This window comes from Mucilaginibacter sp. FW306-07-L (genome assembly GCF_058782065.1).
The window spans coordinates 1,255,423-1,280,937 of sequence record NZ_JBYSXI010000001.1; the positions used below are offsets into that span (position 1 = coordinate 1,255,423).

Below are 25,515 nucleotides of genomic sequence, written 5' to 3' on the forward strand. Positions count from 1 at the left end.
CAGTAATTGATGCGGTGCTTTGGATGATATTGATAAAGTTTAGGTTTAGTTAAAACAGTTTTGCCTCATTCAGCGTGGCCGCAGCTTCAATAAGCATCATGCCGCTCAACTGGGTAGTAAGGTCGGTACTGCCTGATGGTTTCTTGTTCCAATCCGGACTAACCGTATGTGCAGGCCTCGCAATACCGTTGGTATACAACGTTTCAGCATTAAATTTCAGGAATTTTACCAGAGTATTCCTGTCAATAGCAGGCACTGCTTCCTCTTGTGCAAGTAGGGTAAAGTATCTTATCAGGATGCCTTTGAACAAGCCGCCATCACCCTGGCCTTCGCCTTTAAGTATGCCGCCCGGGGTGATATCGCCGCTGGCAAGGGATGCTTTGGCAGTGCGTACCGCATCATTTAAATAAGCTACATCATTGGTAGCGTGGTACAATTCAAGCGCCGCGCCAACAAATACGCCCTGATTATAAGTAAACAGGTTTTTGCTGATCTGCCCGTCGCCGTTGCCGTTAATGCCGTCCCATACCAACCCGGTAGCAGGGTCAACCAGTTTGCCTTTTAGCCAGGTGTACAAGGATTTAGCCACGTCAAGATCTGCCGGGTTATTGTTTACACGAAACAGCCTTACCGCAAAAATGATGGCAGGAGCATTAGCCGGCGTGTTCTTATAGTCGAGCTGGTTTTTACGCCATGCTATACCGCCGCCCTGGTTATTGTTGAGGCCTGTTTTAATATCAGCCCACAAGGTGTTGGCCGCATTCAGGTAAGCAACGTCGTCGGTCGCCTCGTAAGCACGCAGGCTTGATAGTGCCAGCCATTCCATATCATCATAATAATCATTAAGCAGGCTGTTACCATTGGTTTGTATAATGCCGTTCAGTTGCGATTTCATGCGCTGCACATACTTATCATCTTCGGTACGCAGGTAGCCGTCAACCAATACATCAAGTGCATGGGCATTGGGCCAGTAATGAAAGGTAGCATTGCCGGCATCATTTTGCACAAAGTAACGCCCGTTTGCAGAGAGGAAAGTGTTATATAATTTCTCCTGCAGAGTATCGGCGGTTAAAGCCCAATTGTAGGTAACTACCGGGCGCTGGTTATCAGCACCATAAAGCGGAAAGGCTTTATCCTTACAGGCGGGTAATGATACCGCTACCACCGCTGCCGCGGCAAGCTTTATCAGGGTTAGTTTATTCAGTTTCATAAATATTATATCTTATTTATGGATGCCGCCGGGTTAATGGCGGCATCCATAGTTGATAGATCGGTGTGTTATTTTACAGTTACTGAATGGGTGTAGGTAGCAGCGCCAAAATCAAGCTTGATATCTACATTATGGTTATCAGCACCGGTGCTGAATTTAAAGGCATAATCAAACTGCGAATTATCAACCGGTATCACATCAAAGTAAGATGCCGGGCTTGACGCGTCGGCCCTGTTGTTATCACGGTTCTTGCTGCCGAAGTATTCAATACCCGAGGTTCCTTCAGCGTTCTTAACCGTAAAACGGAACTTGTAACGCTCATCACGGCCCCAGCTTTCCTGCCTGAAAACGATTGGTTTATCAGCAGCCAACCAGGTGCCATTACCGGTATAAGGCAAATCAAACAATACCTTACCCTCCGGCGAGAACCATAAACCTACCGAAGAGATCTCTGTCATTTGCGATTCGCGGGTAGTAAAGTCAAGCACAATGCGCACCACTTTTTCACCGGCAAATGCGGTTGTGCCATTTTCGGCCAGTTTACCTGCCGCGTTGATCGAGAATAAAGAAGGTGTGCCTTTATTGTCTGATGCGAATTGATAATCACCGTCTTTCAGTTTGGTATAAATTTCAAACTTACCATTCCCAAGGTTTTTAAAATGCCTGCCGCCGGCTAAATCTGTACCACCTTCGGTAGCCGCACCGGTAATGTACAGGTCATTAGGGGTAACAAACGAGTCGGGCCTTTCAACCTCGATAACGTTTGATACAGTTGGGATATTGGGGTTGATACCTTTTGAGGATATTACCGTCCATTTAAGTTTGCCGGTTTCGGCAGGTTTAATACCGGCCAGTGTGGCTACACGGTTAAGGTCAGAGTAGGTCATTACAATAGTATTGTCAAAACCGTTACGGCCTGATGCTACAGTGTAAATGGGGTTTTTGAAATCTCCGTCGGGCTTAGCGAAAGCTACCTCATAACTTACATAACCGTTGTCCGCGGCCTTTGCCTGTTGCCATTCAAAGGTTACGGTGCCGCTTCCGTCAAGCTTAATAAATTTGTCATTCTCCGGAAAGTACAGTGCTTGTACCGGTGTTACATTGGTATGGCTAAGCTCCTTATCTTTTTTGCAGCCGGAAAAAATAATTGCTACGATGCCTGCAAGTAGTATGCAGAATATATTTTTTTTCATGTTGATTGATCCTTTAATTGATTTTCAAACTAAATTAGATTACCAGCCCGGGTTTTGACCAAGGTTAGGGTTAAGCAGCCTTTCATCAAGCGGTACAGGCCACAGGTAATTACGGCCCGCGTCAAAGCGGCGTTCGTTAGCACGGATGTAGCCATTGTCCACATTGGCCGGACCGAATTTGGCACCATGTGCCCAACCGTTAAGCACATCTTCGGCAATACGCCAGCGGCGGATATCGAATATGCGCAGGCCTTCCATAGCCAGTTCAGTACGGCGCTCGTTACGCACCACCTCGCGCTGATTGGCCGAGGCGTTAAAGTTGATAGCTTCAGGGGCTGTAAAGCCCGCGCGCTGGCGTAAAAGCTTGATGGTTTTGTCCCAAACAGAAGCGTCCATCTGGTTCAGCTCGGTTTTAGCTTCGGCATACATCAGCAATACATCGGCATAACGTATCATGATCAGGTTAAGCGCTGCCTGGAAGTTCTCGCGTGATTTAGGGTCATAATACTTGCGCGTATAGTAACCGGTTGGCGACGCAATACTGCCTGATTTGTATTCATCAACCGGATCAAGCGGCGGATTTTGAAACTGAACCGGATCAGTACCTGGTTTAGTATAGATCACCTTGGTGCTTCCGTTTGGTAGTTTCCAGTTATACTCATGGTAAACCACCGTATTAGTAAGGCGCGGATCACGGTTGTTGTAAGGGTTGTTCTCATCATACCCTGAACCAGCATCGCCTATTTTACGGCCGTTTAGCATCAGGTAGCTGTCAACCAACTCCTGAGTAGGCGCAAGGGCGTTCAAGCGGCCACCAACTGATAGTGGTGCCAAGTCATAAAAAGTTTGATATTCTCTATCGCCGGTAACATAGCCAATATCATATATAACTTCGCTATTGTATTCATTGTCGGGCAGGAACAATCCCTCATACGAAGGGAATAAACTGTAAGTGCCGTTAGCGTTGCTGTTCATCAGCTTTTCGCATTCGGTAACCACATCGGCCCAGCGGTTTTGGTAAAGCAACACACGGGCTTTTAAAGCGATAGCGGCACCTTTGGTCAGGCGGCCCTTATCTGCTGCCGGGTAAGCGGTGTTTACCGGTAAAATAGCCGCACATTCATCAAGCTCTTTCAGGATAAAATCAATTATCTGATCCTTTGGTGTACGGCTAATGGTTTTGGTTTCCTCAACGCTTGGGTCTTTAGTGAAAAACGGCACATCACCAAACCAAGTGGTAAGGTAAAAGTAATGCCATGCACGTAATACGCGGGCCTCAGCCTTCATGCGATTTTTCAGATTTTCATCCATACCGGCAACACGGTCAATATTTTCTAACAAAATATTGCTGGTTTTTATGCCCGAATAGTGCATTCCCCATTCGCTTTTAAGTCGGGGCAGTGATGAATCATAGGTGCCGGCAGCTAAAGATGCCGCGCCTTCATTATCCCCGCGGCCATTGTAAGCATTGTCAGACAAGCCCTCGTTGTAAAAGAACACGCTGCTGTTAAACAATTGCGAGTAAGCCGTATTTAATACGCTGTTTGCTTTAGATGCACTGGTCCAGTAATTTGTATCGGTAAAATTATTGGTAGGCACCAGGTCGAGCTTTTTACATGCTGATAATACACTTACCAGTATGATCAAAAATGCGGTTTTTGTTAATTGCGATCTTTTCATATTGGTACTATTAAAGAGTTAAATCAATACCTAAACCATAATAAACCGGCAGCGGATAGCTGCGGCCGCTATTAGCACCGCCAACACCGCGTCCGTTATCAAACTCAGTTGATTCCGGATCAACAAAGCTGATACCTGACAGCGTAAGCAGGTTTTGGCCTGAGAAGTAGGCACGTGCTTTTTTCATGCCTATCTTTTTAGCTATGTTAACTGGCAGGGTATAACCAAACTGCACATTTTTTAGGCGCACATAAGCGGCATTGTACAAATAAAGGTCGGATCCGCGACGGAAGTTGTTGGTGTTTGACTGGCTTCCGTTTGCCGCAAGGCGCGGAAATTCGGCATTAGGGTTTTGAGGTGTCCAGTAATCTAACTGGTGCTGGTACATTACCTGCGAGTAGTTAAAGTGGAAAGGCTCGATCAGCTCACCACGTAAAAACATGCTGCGCTTACCTACACCTTGCAAAAAGATATTAACATCAAATTGCTTGTAAGTTATATCGTAAGTTAAACCGAAGGTATAACGAGGCAACGGGTTGCCTAAAACAAACTTGTCGTTTTCATCAATTATACCGTCTTTATTTACGTCAACATAACGTATATCACCGGGTAATACGCTAAGGCCTGTAGGCTTAGGGCCATTATTTACTTCGTGGAGATTTTGGAAATAACCATCGCGTTTGTAGCCTACGTAGGAGTTAATTGGTAAGCCAACTTTCAGCAACACCTGCATTTCATCATAGCTTGATATTTGCTGGTTACCTTCAAATTGTAAAACCTTGTTTTTAGAGTCGGCAATGTTAAAGCTCAATACATGTTTAAAGTTTTTGGTGCTTTTACGGTAGGTTGCTGTAAACTCCCAGCCCTTATTGTTTACCTCGCCGGCATTAAATGATGGTAGGCCTGAACCAAATGCGCCGGGCACCGCCGGTGGTACCAGTATATCGCGTGTGGTTTTGTTAAAGTAATCTGCCGTTAAACTAAGGGCATTTTTAAACAAGGTTGCCTCAAAGCCTATGTTGAATGATGCCGCTCTTTCCCAACGGATATCAGGATTGGCAATATTAAAGCCTGTGCCCGAAGTTGCCTGGTTGTTGAATACGTAATTGTTCGGGATATTAAAGTAAGTAGTTAAGTACTGGTAATTGCCAACACTCTGGTTACCCAATACACCGTACGAACCACGGATCTTCAAATCACCGAAACGTTCGCGGTAGTCTTCCATAAAGTCTTCCTGACTAATGCGATAACCTGCTGAAATGGAAGGAAAAAACGCGTTACGGTTTTGTTTGGCGAATTTTGACGAAGCATCAATCCTAAAATTGAACTCGCCATAATATTTGTTATCGTAATCATACGATACACGGCCGAATACAGAGTTCAGGCTGCTTTCGTTAGTATTGCCTAATGTACCGTTGGTGTTGGCTTCATCTATGATGGTACCATCCATAGGCGTACCTAAGTCGGGATCGGTCAATTTGTAACGCAAAGCGGTACCACGGTTGGTAACAGATTCGTTGGCAACACCTGCAAGAATACCGATTGAGTGTTTTTTGGCCAATACCTTGTTGTATTCGGCTATCAACTGGGTGTTCAGAAACAGGTTTTTTGAGCTGATGTCATTTGTATTGGCATCGGCACCGTAAATACCTTTAGGCAGATAGTTAACACGCTGTACACGTTCAAGCGTGTGATAGCTGCCCAGGTTAGCACCAAAAACACCGCGTAATTTTAACTCCTTGGTAACGGCGAATTCCGCGCTAAGGTTAGCTGTGATCACATCATCATCAAACTTACGGTAGCCGCCTTTTTCTAAAATACCCAGCGGGTTAAATTCTGATAGTACATCGTTGGTCAGGTAATTACCCTGAGCGTCTTTTATGTCATAATAAGTAGGCGTACGGCCGGCATCCACAATTAAGGTACCTGTACTGTACGAGTGTTCTTTACGCTCGGTTCGGGCGTACGTCAATATGCTGGTCAGCTTTAATTTGCCTATCTCGTTAGTTAAATTTATACGGTAATTATAACGTCTTGCACCATAATCAGGCCCAACCAGGTTGCTCCGCTGATCTAACAATCCGGCAGATACCAGGTAGCTTGTGGTAGCGTTGCCACCGGTAATGCTTACGTTATGGTTTTGCTGTAAAGCGTTTTTCAGGATAGCATCCAGAAACCACTCGTGGTCACCCTCTTGCTGAAACTGGCGTACCTGCGCAGGCGAGTATACCGCAGGCAGATTAGCATTCATGGCGGCCTCGTTACGTAATATGGCATTTTCGTACGAGTGTACCGGCCTGTACGTTATGCGCGGCACTTGTGTACCAACAAGGCCGTTGTAAGCAACGGTTGCTTTACTGTCCTTTTTGCCTTTTTTGGTAGTGATCAATATAACACCATTGGCCGAGCGTGAACCATAAATGGCCGCGCTGCCCGCGTCTTTCAGCACGGTAGCCGTTTCAATGTCAGACGGGTTCAGGTTGTTGATAGCGCCAACATCCTCACTGATGATACCGTCAATAACCAGCAGCGGCGAGTTGTTGTTAAGCGTACCCAAACCACGGATGTTGATGTTAGGCGTTTGCCCAGGCTCCAGGTTTTTTTGCTGGATGGTTAAGTTTGGTAAGGTACCCTGTAAAGCCTGAATGGCGCTTACTGCGGGTTTACCCTCTATGGCTTCAGAGGTTACCTGGTCGATAGCGCCAACCACGCTCGAGCGTTTTTGCGTACCATAACCCACAACAACTACCTCATTAAGGGCGGTTTGAGCCGGCACTAACTTTACGTTGATAGATGTTTGCCCGCTTACGGCTATTTCCTGCTGGGTATAACCGATATACGAGAACACCAGGATGGCATCAGCAGGTGCATCAATGGTAAACACACCGTTGGCATCGGTAACGGCGGCTATGGTAGTGCCTTTTACCTTTACGGTTACACCAGGCAGCGGAAAGTTGGTATCATCAGTTACTTTACCGGTTACTTTAGCCTGTTTCGCGGATGCTTCCTGCGCGCTGAAGGTAATGGTTTGTGCCGATGGTTCACTGATCACAATAACATCGCCTATAACTTTATAGGTTAAGTTAAACGGCGTCAATAGCTGATCTAATACCTCACGCACGGTTTTGCCCTGTACGTTAAACGTTACCCGGTAGCTTTGTTTAAGCACATTATCGGTATACGCGAAACGGACCTTATTATCGGCGGCGATTTTTTCGAGCGCGTTGGTAAGCTTAATATTGTTTAGTTTGAGCGTTACCGGCGATTCTAAAAACTGCTGCCCATAAGTATTGCCTGCAATGGCTGTAAAGCACATCAGGCAAACAACAAAACAAACAAGCGAGGTAATTTTCATTAGAATTAGCACATGACGAATCACTCCATTATAAAACAGAGATTTATTCATAATTTTGAGAAAATTAAAGTGTTAGAAACTAAAGTGATTTGCTACGAATTGCAGCTCAGACGCAAACACACTTTTTATTAACCTGCATTTTGAATTTTGCCCTGTTCAAATCCTTTTGTACAGGGTTTTTTGTTTTAATTAAGTAGATCCTTGATTCATAATTTAGTTTTAAGTTTACAACTGGTTTATATACAGTATAATTTATTGGTTAGTACTAACAGCCTTTGCCCTTCAGGTGGTACACGGTGCCGCTTAATGTGGCCTTGCCTTTAACCAGGCGGGCAATAACAGCCATAATATCTTTAATAGGCACGTTGGTAAAATCAGCCGATATATTGCAGGCCGTCAGGTTCGCATCCGCACGAATGCTTACTTCAAACTCCCGGTTAAGGGTTTTTATAACTTCGGGCAGGGCGGTATTTTTAAATATGAGTTTTCCTACCTTCCAGTTAGCCAGGGCAGCAACATCAACCTCGGCGGTTTTTGATATGGAATTATCCTTTTTGTTATAAGTAATGCCCTGTGCCGGTGTAAGGTATATGGTGCTGAATGACAGGGCACTTCCTTCGGTCGGCACAACGCCAACCTTGCCGCTTACCACATCAACGTGCAATAACTGGTCGTCATCATAAGCTTTAATGTTAAAGCTGGTGCCCAATACATGGATGGCAATGTTGCCGGTATGTACAATAAAAGGTTGGCCGGCCTTATGCGCCACATCAAAAAAGGCTTCGCCGGTAATGGTTACCTCACGCTTTTCACCCCTGAATGTTTCCGGGTAGCTGATCTTGCTGCCGCCATTGAGCCAAACCTTGGTGCCATCGCCCAAAACAATACTGGTAACACTGCCACGGGTAGCCGCCACCTGCATGGTATGAATAGGTGATACGTAATTCAATATATCGTAACGGAAAAAGTAGGAGAGAGAAATGAATCCAGCTATTATTGACGCGGCTACCATCCAGCCGGTATATGAGCGGCGTTTAGGCGCTTCGGGTACGGCATCAATAGCGTTAAGAATATTATTGTAAACCCCTGTGCTGTCAAATTCAGCATCGTGCGCGCCAGTTTGCATATCATCAAGGTCAAGGTTTTGAAAGTACTTCTCCACCAGTTTTTCCTGCAAACGGCCGTCATTTACCCTTCCGGGTTCATTAGGTTTATTAAATCTTCTCATTGGGTTTACATATAGTAGGATGCATAAAAAGCATCTACCCCCTAAGAGAATTAAAAAAAATTATTTGATTATAACTTATCCTGCAATAGTACTACCAATACAGCTATCGGCAGGTAATCGGTTAAGCCGGTACGCAGGTAGCGCAGGGCAATGGTCATTTGGTTTTCAACCGTTTTAACTGAAATGTTGAGCCGCTCAGCAATTTCTTTGTTAGAAAGGTATTCCTTACGGCTGAGCAAAAATACCTGTCGGCATTTTTCGGGCAATCCGGCAATGCCCTCATCAAGCAGGCGGGCAATATCATTCTGCACCAGTTTGCTGTCTGTGCTGTATTGCTCCATTATGGTGTCAATAGTATCAACATCAATGGTTGCCTTTTGGGTACGTATATAAATCAGTACCCTGTTTTTAATGGCTACTTTTAAATAGCCGGGCAAGCTGCTGATATGCAGGTTATGCCGCTTAAACCACAGGTCGGTAAATAATTCCTGCACTAAATCTTCGCACACATACTTATCCCTAAACAGGTTATAGGCCACATGGAAAACCTTAGCCGAATAGCGGTTGTACAACATCTCAAACGCGCCCTTGTCATCAAGTTTTATCAACTCTAATAACTTGCCGTCAGGCCACAATTGATGCTGCGTTGCTTGAAACATTGTAAATAAATGCAAAACCGGTTTGCTAATTGGCGCTATAAATTCGAGGGTATAAAGCTAAATAAATTTTAAGTTTAATAACAAGTGAATCAATTAAAACTTTAAGCCTGATGATTAACTGTAAAACGTATAAGCTCAGTTTCATACCACCTCAATAATCTGGTTGTAATATTTAAGCCAATTACTGGCCATGGGCAGCATTAAACTTGCTTTTGCTACATTTGTTGAGCAATAAAAGCGCGGCGGGTTAGGATAGTAGATAATAGGTAAGGGCATTTCTTTATTGCCATCTGCATACGTAATGGAATCTACAATTAACAAAGAGCGGCCCGAAGTGAGGCTCAGGGCTTTCAGAGCGGTTGACGACCTCAAAACCTGTGAGGCATTTATTGAGGGGCATACCCATGTGTTAACATCTATTGGTGTCACCAAAGTAACTTCATCAAGACATGAGTGGACCCAAAACCCCGACGCGTTTGTGATGGTTGTAGAATCGCTTGATGGTTCGCGTGTTTATGGCGGGGCCCGTGTGCACGTTGCAGGCGGCCATCAGCCGCTACCCATTGAGCAGGCCACAGGTGGTATGGATGCCAAAATATTTGAAACCGTCTATCATTACGCGCAACAAGGCACCGGCGAACTTTGCGGCCTCTGGAACTCGCGGGAGATAGCGGGCTATGGCGTAGGTAGCATTTTTTTGATACGTGTATCGGCTGCTATAGCGTACCAGTTAGGGTTGCAATCGTTATTCGCTTTATGTGCCCCGTATACCGTAAAACCGGTTAAGGGGATCGGCATGGAACTGGTGCCAACCATTGGCAATAACGGCACATTTTATTACCCCAAGCTTGACCTGGTAGCTACTACCATGCTGTTAAAGGATGTACCCGAAATGAGTTTGGCTTATGAAGAAGATAAAAAAGCCGTTTTTCAAATTCGCGGCAGCTTTGATGCCGTGCGCGAGGAAGAGCTTCGTGGTAAAAGGATCATCATACATTATGAAACACAGATACCAACACTGGGCAACTGGAGCCTTGAGCAGGCCATAGCCCATACCAGCAAGAATTTTTTACAGGGAAAGGTTGATGAAAAGGATATAAGTTTCCTTTAAACCAACATTAAATACCATTTATTCGTAAAACAGCTACCCATATCTATATGAACCATTTATTGCCACTATTACAAGCCACTACCGAACTCCGGTTGATCTGTAAACCGATTTTTTACCGCTTAAAAAACACGCAGGATCAGCAACAACTTGCGGAACTGGTAGCAAGCGGTAGTGTAAGCAACGTTCATGATAATTATGAGGAACAGCTAAAGGAGTTGCTTAAAATGCAGCACCCAACAATTAAGCTGATGCCGGCTGATTACCAGCGCCTGATAGCCGAGCGCCATGCCGGTAAAAACCCGGACGAGGAAGGGGTATGGGTGTATTTTCCGTGGAATAAAAAACTGATCCACCTGTTGGATGAGGAAGAATTTATAGAAGTACGTACCAACCGTAACCGTTATAAAATTACATTAGATGAGCAGCATAGCTTACAACAGAAAGTAATTGGTATTGTGGGCTTATCGGTAGGGCATTCCATAGCCCTTACTATTGCCATGGAGCGCATTTGCGGTGAGTTACGTTTGGCTGATTTTGATACGGCTGAACTGAGTAACCTTAACCGGCTACGCACGCCGTTATTTAACCTCGGCATCAACAAAACGGTAATAGCCGCGCGTGAGATTGCCGAGATCGACCCGTTTTTAAAGGTAGAAATATTTAACGATGGCCTGCACGCGGGTAATATGGATGCTTTTTTTATCGGCAACCAAAAGCTCGATTTGTTTATTGAGGTTTGCGATGGCTTAGACATTAAGATACAAAGCCGCTACAAAGCCCGCGAGCTGAACATACCGGTGGTAATGGATACCAATGACCGTGGCATGCTTGATGTGGAACGTTTTGACCTGGAACCAAACAGGCCGGTGCTGCACGGTTTGGCCGACGGCCTTGACCCCAATAATATTAAGGACTTGACCAATGAGCAAAAGGTGCCTTATATTTTACGTATGATAGGTGCCGAAACCATTTCAACCCGCTTAAAAGCATCAATGCTGGAGGTGGAGCAATCTATTAATACCTGGCCGCAACTTGCATCGTCGGTTACGTTGGGCGGCGCGCTAACTACCGATGTTTGCCGCCGTATTCTGCTTGACCAATACCACGAATCGGGACGGTATTATATTGACCTGGAAGAATTGGTTAAGGACGAGCATGTTGCAGCCGAAGCGGAGCCTTCCACCAATCCATACCAGCCTTTAACTAAAGAGCATCAAACCGAAAGTATCAAAAAATATCTGGCTGAACATTCGGCCGCATCATTTAAGCCTACGGATGAGCAATTACACCAGGTAGTTGATGCTGCATTGGCCGCGCCATCGGCAGGTAACAACCAGCCATGGGTTTGGGTGTACCACGAGGGGCTGTTATTTCTGTTTCATGATAAGTATAAATCATGGTCGTGGGGAGATTATTATGAGATGGGTTCGCACATGTCATTAGGCGCGGCACTGGAGAATGTGCACATACAGGCTGCCGCCATTGGATTGACTGACCGTGCCGAAATATTCCCTGCGGATGCTTCAACGCAAATTGCGGCGGTTATCCGCTTTGAACAGGCCGACGAGGCTACTAAAAGCGACGAAGTAAAACTGGCCGATCAGCTATTTACACGCCGTACTAACCGCCGGATAGATATACGTAATCCTATTGATGCCATTTTTTTTGATAAGGCTCACGCTGCTTTGGAAGAGTTTCCGGGCATCCGGCTTTATCATACACAAAGCGAAGAAGCTTTGACAGAACTGGCCGATATTATTGCGGAATGTGATAAGGTAAGGCTGCTGAACAAGTTAGGGCACGAAGAGTTTTACCATGAGCTGCGCTGGGACAGGGCCGAGGCCGACCTGAAGCGCGATGGTGTGGAAATTGAGGCCGTTGATATTAGCCAAAGCGACATAGCCGGCTTTAAAGTTGCCGGCGACTGGAAGGCTGTAGAGCTGATCTCAAAATGGAAAAAGGGTAGCGCCTTTAAAAAGCTATCACTAAAGGCGGTTAAATCAGCCGGGAGCATGGCCTTAGTAACCATACCGGAATTTACACATACCGGTTTGATAGATGCCGGTAAAGCCGTTGAAAAACTATGGTTGTTAAGCTCAGCCGAAGGTATAGCGGTACACCCGATGCTTTCGCCCGCGTTTTTCTTTAACCGGTTGATCCACGGCCGTGGCGATCAATTGCCTGCTGAGGTACAGGAGAACCTGTACGCGTTGAGGGAGCGTTTTTTAAAGATCTTTCCGCTGGTGCAGCAGGATGCTCCTGAAGCTGAAGTTTTTTTAATGAAGCTGGCCATTGCTGATGATTACGGGCCAAAATCTCTACGTAAAAATAAGGACGAGCTTTTTTACCAGTTTTAAACCGCGGTTAAGTATAAGTAACTGACATGTATTACCGATTGATGCGATATTTTATTGTTTTGTTCCAGGCATTGTTTTTATTAGCGGTGGGCGGCGCGTTTGTGTCCGCGAAAGCGCAAAATGTAATATCGTTCAAAGGCAAAGTTGAGGTGATCGGTAAAAGTATTGAAGTATTGACGGATACCAATGCTAATATGCCGCTTGCTGAGGCTATGCGCTCTGCCAGGTATCAAAAAACAGATAATGACTTCCCGAACCTGGATACCAAACCTTATGGTTACTGGATCAGGTTCAGCCTAAAAAATCAATCAGCCGATACCACGCTGGCGGTACAGTTTACCCAGCCGATGGTTGACTACGTCGACTTTTATCAGCTCACTAACGGTAAACTGAACCAGCAAAATAAAAGCGGCCACCGTTTGGCTTTTGATACCCGTATTATCAAGCATCAAAGCTTTATTTATCCTGTCAATCTTAAAAAGGGAAGTGAAAGTACCTTTTACTTCTACGTAAAAAGCGGTAAGCAACTCATATTGCCATTTTATGTAGGCAGCATGGCGCAGATTGTTGAAAGGGCACTTTTTAAGGATATTACTTTTGGTATTTATGTAGGTATCATGCTGGTAATGATATTGTACAACTTTTTTGTGTACACCAGCGTGCGCGATAAAAACTACCTGTATTACATCCTCTACCTCTCCATGGTACTGCTCACGCAAACCTGTATGGAAGGTTATTTACTGAGGTTTGTGCTGCAAAACCACCCGATGGTGGCTGATATGCTGATATATATAACCAGCGCGCTCATAGGCTTATCGGCTATTGAGTTTTCAAAGAACTTTCTTACCTCAAAACAGTATACGCCCGGCTTACACAAATTCTCGTATGTTTTTTGGGTGCTTTACTCATTCCAGATATTACTCGCGTTTTTAGGGCACTATAACCTGAGCTACACCATCATGCTGTCAACGGCCATGTTCAGCGCATTGTATGTGCTGTTTATGGCTATCCGCATCTTGCTTAAAGGCTCGCGCTCGGCCAAATATTTCCTCACGGCGTGGTCAATATTTATTGTTTGTGTGGTGATCTACGTGCTGAAGGATTTTAACGTAGTACTGCCTTATAATGATCTGACCAACTCGGCACTGCTTATCGGTTCGGCGCTGGAGGCCGTACTGCTTTCATTCGCGCTGGCTGACAGGATCAATGTGTTTAAGCAGGAGAAAGAAAAGTCGCAGGAAGAAACGTTGCGCGCTTTGCAAGAGAACGACCGTATTATACGTGAGCAAAACGAGGTGCTTGAAGCTAAAGTGAACGACCGTACCTATGAGTTAAAAGAAACCAACAAGGAGCTATCTGTAACACTCGATAACCTGAAGCAGGCGCAATCGCAATTGGTAGAGTCTGAAAAGATGGCCTCATTGGGTCAGCTTACGGCAGGCATCGCGCATGAGATCAATAACCCGATCAATTTTGTTACGTCTAACATTAACCCGTTAAAGCGCGACATCGAAATGATGATGGATGCCCTGCAATCTATTGAAAAGGTAGGCTTATCTGACAAGCCGGTTGAAGCCAAGCAAAAGGAAATCGACTCGCTGAAAGAAGAACTTGACCTGGATTACCTGAACTACGAGATCAAGCATCTGCTTAAAGGCATTAATGAGGGGGCGGTGCGTACTGCCGAGATTGTTAAAGGCCTTAAAATATTTTCGCGTTTGGATGAAGATGATCTGAAATACGCTGATATTCATGAAGGTATTGAATCAACGCTTATCATCTGTAACAACTTGTTTAACAATAAGGTAGCAATTGAGCGGGATTATGGCCAATTGAATTTGGTAGAGTGTTACCCCGGCAAGCTGAACCAGGTGTTCTTAAACCTCATATCAAATTCGGTTTATGCCATCAACAAAAAGTTTGGCGATAACTCGGGTGGCATCATCAGCATAAAAACAAGGCAGGAAAACGGGCACGTGTTTTTGCACTTTGCAGATAATGGCGTAGGCATGAGTGAGGAAACCCAGCATAAAATATTTGAACCCTTTTTTACCACTAAAGATGTAGGCGAAGGTACCGGTTTAGGCTTATCTATCGCTTATAATACTATAAAACGGCATAACGGTAATATTACGGTTAACAGTAAAAAAGGCGAGGGCTGTGAGTTTGTAATTGAGCTGCCTTTAAAATTGCAATAAACCAACCAAAATAGGGCGGCCATCCGTATAACACCCCATCAATAGTAAACCAATTTATACAATGTCCGAAAAAATCAAGATTTTATATGTGGATGACGAACCCGATAACCTGATCGGTTTTAAAGCCACATTAAGGATGAACTACCAGGTGTTTGTTACCGATAAAATAGAAGAGGCCTTTGCCATACTTGACCGAAACCCTGATATACGTATTGTATTTTGCGATCAGCGCATGCCCGGCATGTCCGGCGCGGAGTTTTTTGAACAGATGCGCTTTAAACATCATTTGCCCGTACGCATATTATTGACAGGATACAGCGATGCCGAAGCAACCATAGCAGCCATAAATAAAGGCAATATTTTCAGGTATGTTCAAAAGCCCTGGCAGGAGGCCGATATATTATCAGCAATAGAGGAGGGGAACAAGTTTTATATGGCTACCTCTATGCTTGCCGTAAAAAATAACGAATTGCAAACCGCTTATGAGGAGTTGAATAAGTTTGCCTACAGTGTTAGCCATGATATACGCGGCCCGCTTACCGGGATACTCGGAGCTATCAACGTAGCGCATGATATTGATGATATTAACGAGATGAAGGAAATGCTGGTGCTGATGGAAAAATCAATCACTAAGCTGGATAGCTACATCATCAGCATGCACGATTATTACAGCCTGCAGCGCGGTGAACTGAAGATATCAGAAATTGATTTTACGCAATTTGTTGATGAGCTGATGCCCATGTACCAGGTTAGCTCAAAAGTAAATGAGGTGGAATTTACAGTAAATATTACTCAGCCCGAAATATTCAGGACGGACAGGGAATTGTTGAAATTGATTTTTAATAACCTGCTATCAAACGCGTTTAAATATCAGGATAAACGTAAAGCCCAAAAGCAGGTTGAGGTTACCATTGAGGTGCAAAATAATACGGCCGTTATTTGTGTTAAAGATACCGGCGTGGGCATTTTAGGCAATCATTTAGGCGAAATATTTAACCTGTTTTACCGAGCCAACTCGCAGGAGGTAGGTTCAGGTTTTGGATTGTATAATGTAAAAGGCGCTTTGCTCAAGCTAAACGGCCAGATTGAGGTAAACTCCATAATGGATCAGGGGACGACGTTTAAAGTGACTATACCTTCATTGTAATTATATATGAATTTATCGTTAATAGTTATTGATGAAAGTGAGCTGGATTGCTTTATAGCGCAAAAAATACTCCATTTTACCTACAGCAACAGTGTAGTTAAGTTGTATCATAACGCGTTAACCGCATTTGAGGCCATACGTAACCGGGAGGTTGGTGTTAAGTTGCCCGCTATAATTTTTCTTGACCTGCAGATGCCGATCATGAACGGGTTTGAATTTTTGGATGCTTTTGAAAAGTTGCCGGAGGATATAACAGATCAGTACAAGATATTTATACTTTCATCTACCCTTAATAAAAACGACCTCTCCAAAGGGCGGGCTCATACCATTGTTAGCGGTGTTATTGAAAAACCGCTCACCAAAGAAAAGCTGAACGATATTCTGCTACAGCACGAACTTGAATAGGATCAGGATAGCAGCTTTTGCCTGAGCATAAATTCAAGCTGATCGTTAGAGAGGGCCAGCTTTTCGTTCATGTCCTGCATTTCTATCTTTTCTAAATATTTTTGATAGGCTTTTTGAATGGTAGCATCCAGTTCGGCCTCATTCCATGGCTTGGTAAGGTAATGGTATATTTTGCCTTTGTTAACCGCGTCGATCACCGCGTTCATATCGGCATATCCGGTTAACAGTATACGCATGGGGTCAGGGTATTTTTCCAGGATGTTTTCCAGAAACTGAACGCCCGTCATTTCGGGCATACGCTGGTCGGTAACAATAACCTGTACAGGCTTTTCAGCCAGTATTTTAAGTGCCTCATCGCCGCTGATGGCGGTTAAAACATGGTATTTAATACGGAATGTTGCCTTGAATGCAAAAAGATTATTCTCCTCATCATCCACATAAAGTATAGTAATTTTCTTGTCAGACATCACAAATAAAAATAATAGGGGTAGGTATTGACAGTTATACACCATTAACTATGCAAAGTTAAAGCATTGCCAAGTGCTAATGATAATTTATAATAAAATATGACGGTGCAGCTATGATGCCTAATAATTAAGCATATTAACGTAAACGAGTGGCATTATTCAGCGGGCTCTCCCGAAGCATTTGAGCGGTATAAATTTGTAGGTAACAATTAATTAGCATTCATTTAATTATCAACCCATAATTAGTTAATAGCTTTGTAGGGCTTTAAATCTTAACTGCTAATTAAAAGTGAAAAACTTTTCTGAGAAAAAATTGATCGTTATGCTAAAGCAGCGTAATGTTCATGCTTTTAACGAGTTGTATGCACGTTACAGTAAAGCTTTGTATGCAACGGCTTATAAGCGGTTAGGTAATAAGGAGGATGTTCAGGATCTATTACAGGACCTTTTTGTATCCTTATGGAACAATGCGGATAACGTTGATGAAGAACTGCCTTTAGGCCCTTATCTGTACCGCTCGCTCAAAAACAAGGTAATTGATTTTTTTTATAAGCATAAAGACCGTACCCTACCGGCTTTAGTTACCGATGTGGCCACAGGTGGAGCAGGTAACGAACAGTTTTTAAACAAGGAACTCGAAACGCTGCTCAATAACGAGATAGAGCGTTTGCCCGAAAAAATGCGCCAGGTATTTATACTGAGCCGCCGGGAGTACCTGAGCAATGAAAAAATTGCCGAGCGACTTTCCATATCGTCCCAAACCGTAAAAAATCAAATCTCTCTCGCCTTAAAAAAACTAAAATTAGCCTTGGATGACTACAACGCATCCTGAAAAGCAGGTATGGTGTTAAGCTAATATTTCCTGTGTATTAAAGTTCTGTACCTCATGGTACTATGGTTCGCCTGGGCCGAATTAGTAGGTATAAATACATAATGGTGAACTTATCTGAAGAACAAATACGCAACCTGATCGAAAAATCTGCAAACGGACAGCTTACAGAAGTTGAACGCCATTTGCTTAACAGGTGGTATGATGCTTTTGAGGATAAGCAATTACCCGGAAATATTTTTAGCGATCACCGTGAGGAAGCGCGGGAGTATAACGATATACTCAGTACTATCCATAGTTCGCTAAACCTGCAAAATAAACGGCAGGTTAAACGCCGCTGGCTAAATATCGCCGCATCCATATTTGTTGTAGGGATATTAACGGCCTTATTTTTTTATACGTCTGCCAAATATTTTAACACGGGTAGCGGCAAGGTTGCCTATACCATTGTTTATACCGAACCTGGCAAAATGAAATCAATAGAGCTGGCCGATGGTAGTAAAATATGGCTGAATTCAGGCTCAAAATTAAAATATCCAACCACATTTAATGCCGACAAAAGGGAAGTTGACCTGCTGGAAGGCGAGGCTTTTTTTGATGTGTACCATGATGACAAAAAACCATTTATAGTGCACAGTAAAGGCTTGTCTACACAGGTGCTCGGTACCTCGTTCAACATTAACGCCTACAGCTATTTGCCCGCAATACAAGTGTCGGTAGCTACCGGAAAGGTGGGGGTTAGTTACAATAAAAAACTGCTCGACTTTTTAACACCTAACCAGCAAATGGATTTTAACCTGAAAAAACACATCGGTGCAAAAGTTAAGGTATCGGCCTCACAGGCTAAAGCCTGGATGAATGGTGAGGTGACAATGAACCAGGTTGGTTTCGTGGGATTACAAACCGTGTTGTATAACAATTATGGTTATAAGCTGCAAGCAAATGATGCCGCGGTTACGGCTTTACACTTTACGGCCACTGTTAGGCGGAATGATAATATAGCCGATGTAATGGGCATGTTGAGCAAAATAAATAATACCCGGTATTCACTGAATGTTAAATCAAAAACTATAACGATGTACTAACCTAACCCCAATATTACATATACACACAAAAAAAGAAACGGAGGCTGCGCTAACAGCTTCCGTTAAAGATCAGCTTTTTATTCCGTTGGTACTGGAGATGGAGCTGCTGTGTCCAGGCTATTCTGTTAACCTAAAACCATAAACAAATATATGATTATACTTTTTACGCGCGTAAAGCAATTTATGAGAATTTCTACCTTATTCACAGCTATAATTTTAAGTACATGCGGGGTTATTAACGCGGCCGATGTTGCCGCGCAAAAACTGGATGATATAAAACTGACCATTAATTTAAATGCCAGGGTATTGGCTGATGATATTGACTTGATTCAAAAAAAATCGGGTTTTGATTTTGCTTACAATAAGGATCTGCTGATGAAAATTAAAGTCGCGAACTTCAACTTCAAAAATGCTCCGCTAAACCGGATACTTGATGAGTTGCTTAAAAATACCGACTATACCTACAGTGTTGTTAATCAAAACATCACTATAGGGTACGATCAGCGCAAGCACAACAGCAATCTGGCTCCGGGTAGGGTATCAGGTAAAATTACTGATGCCAAAACCGGCGAGGTGCTGCCCGGCGTTACCGTGGTGGCCAGCAATAATGTAAGTATCTCGTCAGACATTCAGGGCAACTATTCCCTGAGCCTGCAACCGGGTACCTACAGTGTTGAATTCAGGTACATGGGTTATCAAATTAAAAAAATTACCGGTGTAGAGGTAAAGGAAAATATAGCCACCCTTTTAAATATTGCCCTCAATGCGGCAACTAACGAATTGCAAACCGTAACGGTAACCAGTTCATTCAAACGCGAATCACAATCATCACTGTACTCCCTGCAGCGCAACAACACTGCTATTACGGATGGTATCTCTGCCGATCTGATACGCCGCACTCCTGACCGTAACGCGGGCGACGCGATGAAAAGGATCACTGGCGTAAGTATACTCGAAGGTAAATATGTGGTGGTACGCGGCCTGGCCGACAGGTATAACTATACCATGCTGAATGGCGGCGTGTTACCAAGCACTGAGCCCGACAGGCGTTCATTCAGCCTCGACCTGATACCCGCGCAGGCTATTGAAAGTGTTATTGTAACCAAAACCGCAACGGCCGATTTGCCGGGCGAATTTGCCGGAGGTGTGGTACAGGTAAATACCAAGGATTTTCCGGATCAGGATTTTATTTCGATCGCGTTGGGCTCAGGTGTTTATGCCGGGCAAACCGGTAAGGCGTTTTTTAAAGACCGCAACGGCAGCCGTGACTGGATAGGATCTGACGATGGTGGCCGCGCGTTGCCTAAGGAGCTTGACCGCAGCTCTGCCGAACTTAACAAACTATACCCTGAAGAGCGTTTCAGGATAAGTAATGCCTTGAGCAAGGGATGGACACCGGTAGGGGCCGGTAATGCCAAACCTATACAGCAGTTGCAATTAGGCTACGGTAAAACCTTCAACTTTACCGACTCAAAATTGGGCATAGTTGCCCTGGCCAATTACAGGCACGATGAAACCATTGACCAGGTAGAGCGGTATGACTTGGCCCGCCTGCGCAGGTTTAGCGGTACGGCAGCTCCCGGCGATACACTGGCTTACCTGCGGTCGTTTCCGTACGAGCGTAGTTACCGTTACCTGGTAAACGCCGGTGCTTTACTTAACGTGGCTTACCAGTTTGGTAAAAACAAGGTTTCGGTAAAAAGCATGTTCAATCGTGATTTTGAAACTATTACAACATTAAGATCAGGCGAGCGAACGCAGGGTAATGATTTTAGCGATATAGCACCTACCATGGTTACGGATATGCATCCCACCCAAAAAACATTGTTAGGTACGCAGTTACAAGGGGAGCATAAATTAGGGCAAACCGATCCGGTTACGTTAACCTGGAACGTGGCCTACAACCAGGTGAAAAAGTACGAGCCTAACCAAACCCGTTTAGGATATGTTAACCTGTACCCAACAGATACGGTACGTTATAAGGATCAGAATTATTTTGTGCCTGAGTTTGGTTCTATCCAATCATCCAGCAGGTTATTTACTGATTTAAAGGAAGATGCTTACAATGTAAACTTTGCCGTATCAACGCCATTTAAAGTAAAACAGCAACCCCAGTTATTTAAGGCCGGTGCCTTTACCCAGTTCAGAAAGCGCGAGTACTTTACCCGTAACTTAGGCTACTTTGATGCCGCTCGCGGCGTAACTACCGATAATGATCAGGGCTTCCCTTCATCAACCCCGGTTAATTTTAATCAGCCTATTGATAAAATACTTAGTCCTGAAAATTTCAGGCCGGGTGGGCTGGTGGTTGTAAACTATGAGCTTCCGGCTAATGAATATACGGGTGGTGCTAACCTGGCATCAGCCTTTGCCAATATGGAGAGCAATATTTTTGATAACCTGAAACTGATATATGGTGCAAGAATAGAGTTTTATACCATGAGCCTGAGCACCAGTAAGGATCTCGCAACCCGTTTACCGGGCAGCGGCGGTAGCGGGGCCGATCAAACCCCGGTTGATTATATCCGCTACAATACGGATGTATTACCTTCAGCAAGCTTAATATATAGTCCGTTAAAAACGGTTAACATCCGGGGCGCGTTTTCAAAAACGCTGACAAGGCCGGAGTTTAGAGAGATAAGCCCGTACGAGTATTTTGATTTTGTTACAGGATACATAACACGTGGTAACCCTGACCTTAACCGGGGTACTATTCAAAATCTCGATTTCAGGGCAGAATGGTTCCCGAGCGCGGGCGAGATATTTTCCGCCTCTTTATTCCGTAAAAAACTGACAGACCCCGTTGAAACCACCACCCAGGCAACAACCTCAACCACTGGGTTTATACGCACTTATAATAATATTGAAAGTGCAACAAACTGGGGTTTTGAGTTTGAAATACGTAAAAACCTGTACTTCGGTACCGGGCCCGAGTGGCTTAAAAATTTAATATTCTTTGGTAACTACTCCAGGATACACTCCAAAATTAGCGGAACGGTTGACGGCTACGAAGGCACAAATGTAGACTCAAAATTAAAAGAGCGCCCGCTGATGGGCCAATCGCCATATTTGCTTAACGCGGGTATACTGGTAAACGCACTTAAAAATACATTTACTTTTTCAGCAGCCTTTAACCGCTCGGGCCGCCGCATAGTAGTGGTTGGTACTACTGCTGAGGATCGGTCAGACATTAGCACTTATCCGGATATATATGAAAATCCGCGTAACCAGCTTGACCTGCAGATTGGCCAGAAATTTATGAAGCAACAGTTTGAAATAAGATTCAACGCGGCGAATGTACTTAACAGCCCATATATACAATATCAGGATTTTGACCTGAATGGTAAATACTCGGGTAATGTTTTTGACGCTACGGTTTATTCACGTAAGCCCTTTGCCAATTATACGCTAACGTTAACCTATACCATCAGAAAGTAAAAACAACAGCGCATTAATAAATCCTACATAAAGCAAACACCTGAAAAAGCGGAGGAAAAAAAGAAAAAGACTGATAAACATCATGAGCGTAACCCCAGCAAGGCCGGGGTCACTCAAAATGCAATTAAAAACTTGGCAGTTTAATAATTAACACAATCTTAACAATTTTTCTACTCATCATGAAAACTATTTCAAAAATATTATCAGTTGCCGCATTGGCCGCTGTAGCGTTCACCGCCTGTAAAAAAGATAGCAGCTTAGTGCGCGACGTTGTTACCGGTACTAACCCGGCTATTGATACCATTAAAAATGATGTTACCGGTACCGTAAACCTGGTAAATACCAAAACTTACATTATAAAAGGTGTGGTTACTGTAAAAAGCGGTGCTACCTTAAACATACCTGCCGGTACAACCCTTAAAGGTTATGGTGTAGCCGGTCAAAAAGGTGTATTGCTTGTTGCCAGAGGCGGCAAGATAAACTCAAACGGTACGGTTAACAATCCGGTTGTGTTTACATCAAACGAAGCTACGCCAACTAATGGCGATTGGGGCGGTATAATTGTTTTAGGCAGCGCGCCAACCAACAAACCAACTACAACTACTATTGAAGGTATCCCTGCGAGCAGTGATACCCAATATGGTGGTACCAACGCTTCTGACAACAGTGGTAACATTACTTATACCCGTATTGAGTATGCCGGTGGTATTTACCAGGGTACATTAGGTAACAACAATGAGGTTAACGGTTTAACTTTAGGTGGTGTTGGCGCAGGTACGTTGATTGACCACGTACAGGTTAGCTATAGCGGCGATGACTCTTTTGAGTTTTTTGGTGGTACGGTTAACCCTAAATACCTGATCTCATACCGTGCAATTGATGATGACTTTGATTTTGACTTTGGTTACCAGGGCTCATTACAGTTCCTGCTTGCTTTAAGAGATCCGGAAATCAACGATCAATCAAAATCAAACGGTATTGAGAGTGATAACGATAATACAGGTATTGCTACCAACACGCCGCGTACCCGCCCGGTTATATCAAACTTAACTGTATTGGGTAACAACGGTGTTGCTGATTCAAACCCTGATTTCCCGGTAACTTCAGCAACCGGTGTTGATGGTTCATTCCAGGCCGGTGCTCATTTCCGCAGAAATACCGGTTTAAAAGTTCGTAACTCTATATTCCTGGGTTTCCCGGCAGCCGGTTTATTAGTTGATGGTAACGTTACTGCCGATAGCTTAACCGCAGGTACATCAGAGTTCAGGAAAAACTTTGTACACAGCAATGCAGCTAATAAAGCGTTTGCCGTTGCTACAGGTACAACATCATACACTGATGCTACTTTAAAAACATTCCTTACTAACGCTACCAATGCTAACGTTGAGCTGGCTACCGCAAGTGCTGCCGACCTTGTAAATCCGTTTAACCTTACAAGCGTTAACTCAACTCAGTTCTTCCTTAATTCTTCATCATCTGCCGCTGCAACAGGTGCTGATTTTACAGGTGGATCATTCCCATCATCAACATCTCCGGTTGCCCGTTCAAAAACATTTTTGGCCGTGGCTTTCCGTGGTGCATTCGCTTACACCGGTGCTACAGGTACAGGCACAGCTAACTGGGCTACTGTACGTTCAGGCTCAACCGGTTGGACTAAATTCTAATCGTACACCATCTACCTGTTAAAAACTGATTATGTTTTACCTTTTTGGCGGCAACGCCAAAAAGGTTTTTAAATAAACCTGATACTCATTAAATGAAAAATATATACATCACATTTTTTTTTCTGTGTTTTTGCCCGATCTTTTTTTCATGCAAAAAAAATGAAACCGAAGTAAGCGCTACAAAACCTAAAGCCAAACTGCCCAATGAAATACGCGCCAACCGCACGCTGAGCAGTGATTCCACCTATACCTTTGAAACATCTGTACTTGTTACCAATAATGCTGTATTGACCATTGAGCCGGGTACGGTTATCATGAGTCGCAATACCGCGGCGGGGCAGGGGCGGTCTGATTTTTTTATTATAGATAACGGATCGAAAATCATAGCCGAGGGGACTAAAGAAAAGCCTATCATTTTTACCTCGGGCTCGCCTGTATCACAGCGCCAGCATGGTGATTGGGGCGGTTTGTACATAGCGGGTAACGCACCCGTAAGCGCGTATGATGAGAACAGTGGGATGCCATCGCCAACTATCAGTCCGCGTGGCGTGGCAGCGCCTCCGGGCGGCGGCGATAACGCTACCGATAATTCGGGCATACTGAAATATGTACGTATTGAGTTTGCCGGAGTATCATCAGTAGATTCTTATGGTTTAACTTGTGTAGGAGTAGGCGGCGGTACCGTTATTGAAAATGTGCAGGTGAGTAATACCCAAACGTCGGGTTTTGGCTTTTTTGGCGGCACGGTAAACGCACGTAACCTGATCGCGTTCAATACCCGCGGTGCCGGATTTTTATATGCTAACGGCTACAATGGTAATCAGCAGTTTTTGCTTAGCTACAAGCACCCGTATTTTGCCGCGCCGGGTAGTTTTATTTACACTACCGATGGTGTGCTGGTATTAAATGATATTGTTAACAATCCGTTAGAACGAAACACACGCCCGGTAATATCAAACCTTACCGTTATAGGCCCGTACAATAACCCGGGATACAATGATATGCAGCCGTGGAACGCCGCCGTTAACCTGAGCTACAACAGCAGCATAGCCTTGCGTAACTCAGTAATAATGGGGATGCCTAAAGGTGGTATTAAGTTTAGCGACGATGCCGCGGCCCTGCACTTGCTCGACGGTTCAACCGAGTTTAGCTATAACCTGGCTCATAGTAATAACTTTACAGATGCCTACACGGTTGATATGAACGCAGTATTTTCGGTAGATACGGCAACGGTTATCGCCTATGCCGAGAGCCATAACAATATTCGCTATCCATCGCCTAACGGTATTTCATTAGCTGATCCGTTTAATTTTAAAACTCCCGGTGTTTTACCGGCCAATGGTTCGCCGGCATTAAGCGGGGCAAACTTTAGCGGCACTGATTTTAACAACGCGTTCTTTAATAAAGTTGCTTACCGCGGCGCTTTCGGCGCATCAAACTGGATGGAAGGTTGGACGGATTTTTATCCGGTTGCAACAAACTATTAAGC

The 25,515-nt window shown here is 44.2% G+C and carries 17 protein-coding genes; 10 read left to right on the plus strand and 7 right to left on the minus strand.

Annotated features, from left to right (window positions below; all coding sequences use genetic code 11):
- Positions 1-49: 49 nt before the first annotated feature.
- The 6 genes from AC3WJC_RS05660 to AC3WJC_RS05685 form a co-directional block, all read right to left on the minus strand.
- On the minus strand, positions 50-1,210 hold the full coding sequence (locus tag AC3WJC_RS05660; protein WP_492398099.1) for a glycoside hydrolase family 76 protein: 1,161 nt from the start codon (positions 1,208-1,210) through the stop codon (positions 50-52).
- A gap of 68 nt (positions 1,211-1,278) precedes the next feature.
- Positions 1,279-2,403 (minus strand): SusE domain-containing protein, encoded by a 1,125-nt coding sequence (locus AC3WJC_RS05665; RefSeq protein WP_492398100.1) that lies wholly within the window; start codon positions 2,401-2,403, stop codon positions 1,279-1,281.
- Positions 2,404-2,442: 39 nt separating this feature from the next.
- Positions 2,443-4,083 carry a RagB/SusD family nutrient uptake outer membrane protein gene (locus AC3WJC_RS05670; protein WP_492398101.1) on the minus strand — a complete coding sequence of 547 codons (1,641 nt, stop codon included), beginning with the start codon at positions 4,081-4,083 and terminating at the stop codon, positions 2,443-2,445.
- Positions 4,084-4,093: 10 nt separating this feature from the next.
- A complete protein-coding gene (locus tag AC3WJC_RS05675; RefSeq protein WP_492398102.1) occupies positions 4,094-7,438 on the minus strand; it encodes a TonB-dependent receptor in 3,345 nt (1,114 codons plus the stop codon).
- A 265-nt stretch (positions 7,439-7,703) separates the two neighbouring features.
- Positions 7,704-8,666 carry a FecR family protein gene (locus AC3WJC_RS05680; RefSeq protein WP_492398103.1) on the minus strand — a complete coding sequence of 321 codons (963 nt, stop codon included), beginning with the start codon at positions 8,664-8,666 and terminating at the stop codon, positions 7,704-7,706.
- A 68-nt stretch (positions 8,667-8,734) separates the two neighbouring features.
- A complete protein-coding gene (locus tag AC3WJC_RS05685) occupies positions 8,735-9,325 on the minus strand; it encodes an RNA polymerase sigma-70 factor (RefSeq protein WP_492398104.1) in 591 nt (196 codons plus the stop codon).
- A 301-nt stretch (positions 9,326-9,626) separates the two neighbouring features.
- Here AC3WJC_RS05685 and AC3WJC_RS05690 point away from each other — a divergent pair, with 301 nt between their 5' ends.
- From AC3WJC_RS05690 to AC3WJC_RS05710, 5 genes are all read left to right on the plus strand, one after another.
- Positions 9,627-10,436: a hypothetical protein gene (locus AC3WJC_RS05690; protein WP_492398105.1), complete on the plus strand. Its 810-nt coding sequence runs from the start codon at positions 9,627-9,629 to the stop codon at positions 10,434-10,436.
- 47 nt (positions 10,437-10,483) lie between these two features.
- Positions 10,484-12,793, plus strand: coding sequence for an Rv1355c family protein (locus AC3WJC_RS05695; RefSeq protein WP_492398106.1), 2,310 nt, complete (start codon positions 10,484-10,486; stop codon positions 12,791-12,793).
- A 41-nt stretch (positions 12,794-12,834) separates the two neighbouring features.
- Complete coding sequence (locus tag AC3WJC_RS05700; protein ID WP_492398107.1) at positions 12,835-14,991, plus strand: sensor histidine kinase; 2,157 nt, start codon at positions 12,835-12,837, stop codon at positions 14,989-14,991.
- Between the two features lie 61 nt (positions 14,992-15,052).
- On the plus strand, positions 15,053-16,138 hold the full coding sequence (locus AC3WJC_RS05705) for a hybrid sensor histidine kinase/response regulator (RefSeq protein WP_492398108.1): 1,086 nt from the start codon (positions 15,053-15,055) through the stop codon (positions 16,136-16,138).
- A 6-nt stretch (positions 16,139-16,144) separates the two neighbouring features.
- Entirely contained in the window at positions 16,145-16,543 is a 399-nt protein-coding gene (locus tag AC3WJC_RS05710) for a response regulator (RefSeq protein WP_492398109.1), read from the plus strand.
- A gap of 2 nt (positions 16,544-16,545) precedes the next feature.
- Here the strand turns inward: AC3WJC_RS05710 and AC3WJC_RS05715 are convergent, their stop codons facing one another.
- The gene (locus tag AC3WJC_RS05715) at positions 16,546-17,010 is read right to left on the minus strand and encodes a response regulator (protein WP_492398110.1); all 465 of its coding nucleotides are present in this window, start codon (positions 17,008-17,010) and stop codon (positions 16,546-16,548) included.
- 322 nt (positions 17,011-17,332) lie between these two features.
- Here AC3WJC_RS05715 and AC3WJC_RS05720 point away from each other — a divergent pair, with 322 nt between their 5' ends.
- The 5 genes from AC3WJC_RS05720 (at position 17,333) to AC3WJC_RS05740 (ending at position 25,513) form a co-directional block, all read left to right on the plus strand.
- Positions 17,333-17,842 (plus strand): RNA polymerase sigma factor, encoded by a 510-nt coding sequence (locus tag AC3WJC_RS05720; protein WP_492398111.1) that lies wholly within the window; start codon positions 17,333-17,335, stop codon positions 17,840-17,842.
- Positions 17,843-17,943: 101 nt separating this feature from the next.
- Positions 17,944-18,924, plus strand: coding sequence for a FecR family protein (locus AC3WJC_RS05725; protein WP_492398112.1), 981 nt, complete (start codon positions 17,944-17,946; stop codon positions 18,922-18,924).
- Positions 18,925-19,107: 183 nt separating this feature from the next.
- Positions 19,108-22,362 (plus strand): TonB-dependent receptor, encoded by a 3,255-nt coding sequence (locus tag AC3WJC_RS05730; RefSeq protein WP_492398113.1) that lies wholly within the window; start codon positions 19,108-19,110, stop codon positions 22,360-22,362.
- Between the two features lie 179 nt (positions 22,363-22,541).
- Complete coding sequence (locus tag AC3WJC_RS05735; protein WP_492398114.1) at positions 22,542-24,026, plus strand: beta-helix domain-containing protein; 1,485 nt, start codon at positions 22,542-22,544, stop codon at positions 24,024-24,026.
- 92 nt (positions 24,027-24,118) lie between these two features.
- A complete protein-coding gene (locus tag AC3WJC_RS05740; protein ID WP_492398115.1) occupies positions 24,119-25,513 on the plus strand; it encodes a beta-helix domain-containing protein in 1,395 nt (464 codons plus the stop codon).
- The last annotated feature ends 2 nt before the right edge of the window (positions 25,514-25,515 follow it).

Coding starts and splice junctions, on each gene's coding strand:
- AC3WJC_RS05660 (WP_492398099.1), bottom strand. CDS start 1,210: ATGAAACTGAATAAACTAACCCTGATAAAGCTTGCCGCGGCAGCGGTG.
- AC3WJC_RS05665 (WP_492398100.1), bottom strand. CDS start 2,403: ATGAAAAAAAATATATTCTGCATACTACTTGCAGGCATCGTAGCAATT.
- AC3WJC_RS05670 (WP_492398101.1), bottom strand. CDS start 4,083: ATGAAAAGATCGCAATTAACAAAAACCGCATTTTTGATCATACTGGTA.
- AC3WJC_RS05675 (WP_492398102.1), bottom strand. CDS start 7,438: ATGAAAATTACCTCGCTTGTTTGTTTTGTTGTTTGCCTGATGTGCTTT.
- AC3WJC_RS05680 (WP_492398103.1), bottom strand. CDS start 8,666: ATGAGAAGATTTAATAAACCTAATGAACCCGGAAGGGTAAATGACGGC.
- AC3WJC_RS05685 (WP_492398104.1), bottom strand. CDS start 9,325: ATGTTTCAAGCAACGCAGCATCAATTGTGGCCTGACGGCAAGTTATTA.
- AC3WJC_RS05690 (WP_492398105.1), top strand. CDS start 9,627: ATGGAATCTACAATTAACAAAGAGCGGCCCGAAGTGAGGCTCAGGGCT.
- AC3WJC_RS05695 (WP_492398106.1), top strand. CDS start 10,484: ATGAACCATTTATTGCCACTATTACAAGCCACTACCGAACTCCGGTTG.
- AC3WJC_RS05700 (WP_492398107.1), top strand. CDS start 12,835: ATGCGATATTTTATTGTTTTGTTCCAGGCATTGTTTTTATTAGCGGTG.
- AC3WJC_RS05705 (WP_492398108.1), top strand. CDS start 15,053: ATGTCCGAAAAAATCAAGATTTTATATGTGGATGACGAACCCGATAAC.
- AC3WJC_RS05710 (WP_492398109.1), top strand. CDS start 16,145: ATGAATTTATCGTTAATAGTTATTGATGAAAGTGAGCTGGATTGCTTT.
- AC3WJC_RS05715 (WP_492398110.1), bottom strand. CDS start 17,010: ATGTCTGACAAGAAAATTACTATACTTTATGTGGATGATGAGGAGAAT.
- AC3WJC_RS05720 (WP_492398111.1), top strand. CDS start 17,333: ATGCTAAAGCAGCGTAATGTTCATGCTTTTAACGAGTTGTATGCACGT.
- AC3WJC_RS05725 (WP_492398112.1), top strand. CDS start 17,944: ATGGTGAACTTATCTGAAGAACAAATACGCAACCTGATCGAAAAATCT.
- AC3WJC_RS05730 (WP_492398113.1), top strand. CDS start 19,108: ATGAGAATTTCTACCTTATTCACAGCTATAATTTTAAGTACATGCGGG.
- AC3WJC_RS05735 (WP_492398114.1), top strand. CDS start 22,542: ATGAAAACTATTTCAAAAATATTATCAGTTGCCGCATTGGCCGCTGTA.
- AC3WJC_RS05740 (WP_492398115.1), top strand. CDS start 24,119: ATGAAAAATATATACATCACATTTTTTTTTCTGTGTTTTTGCCCGATC.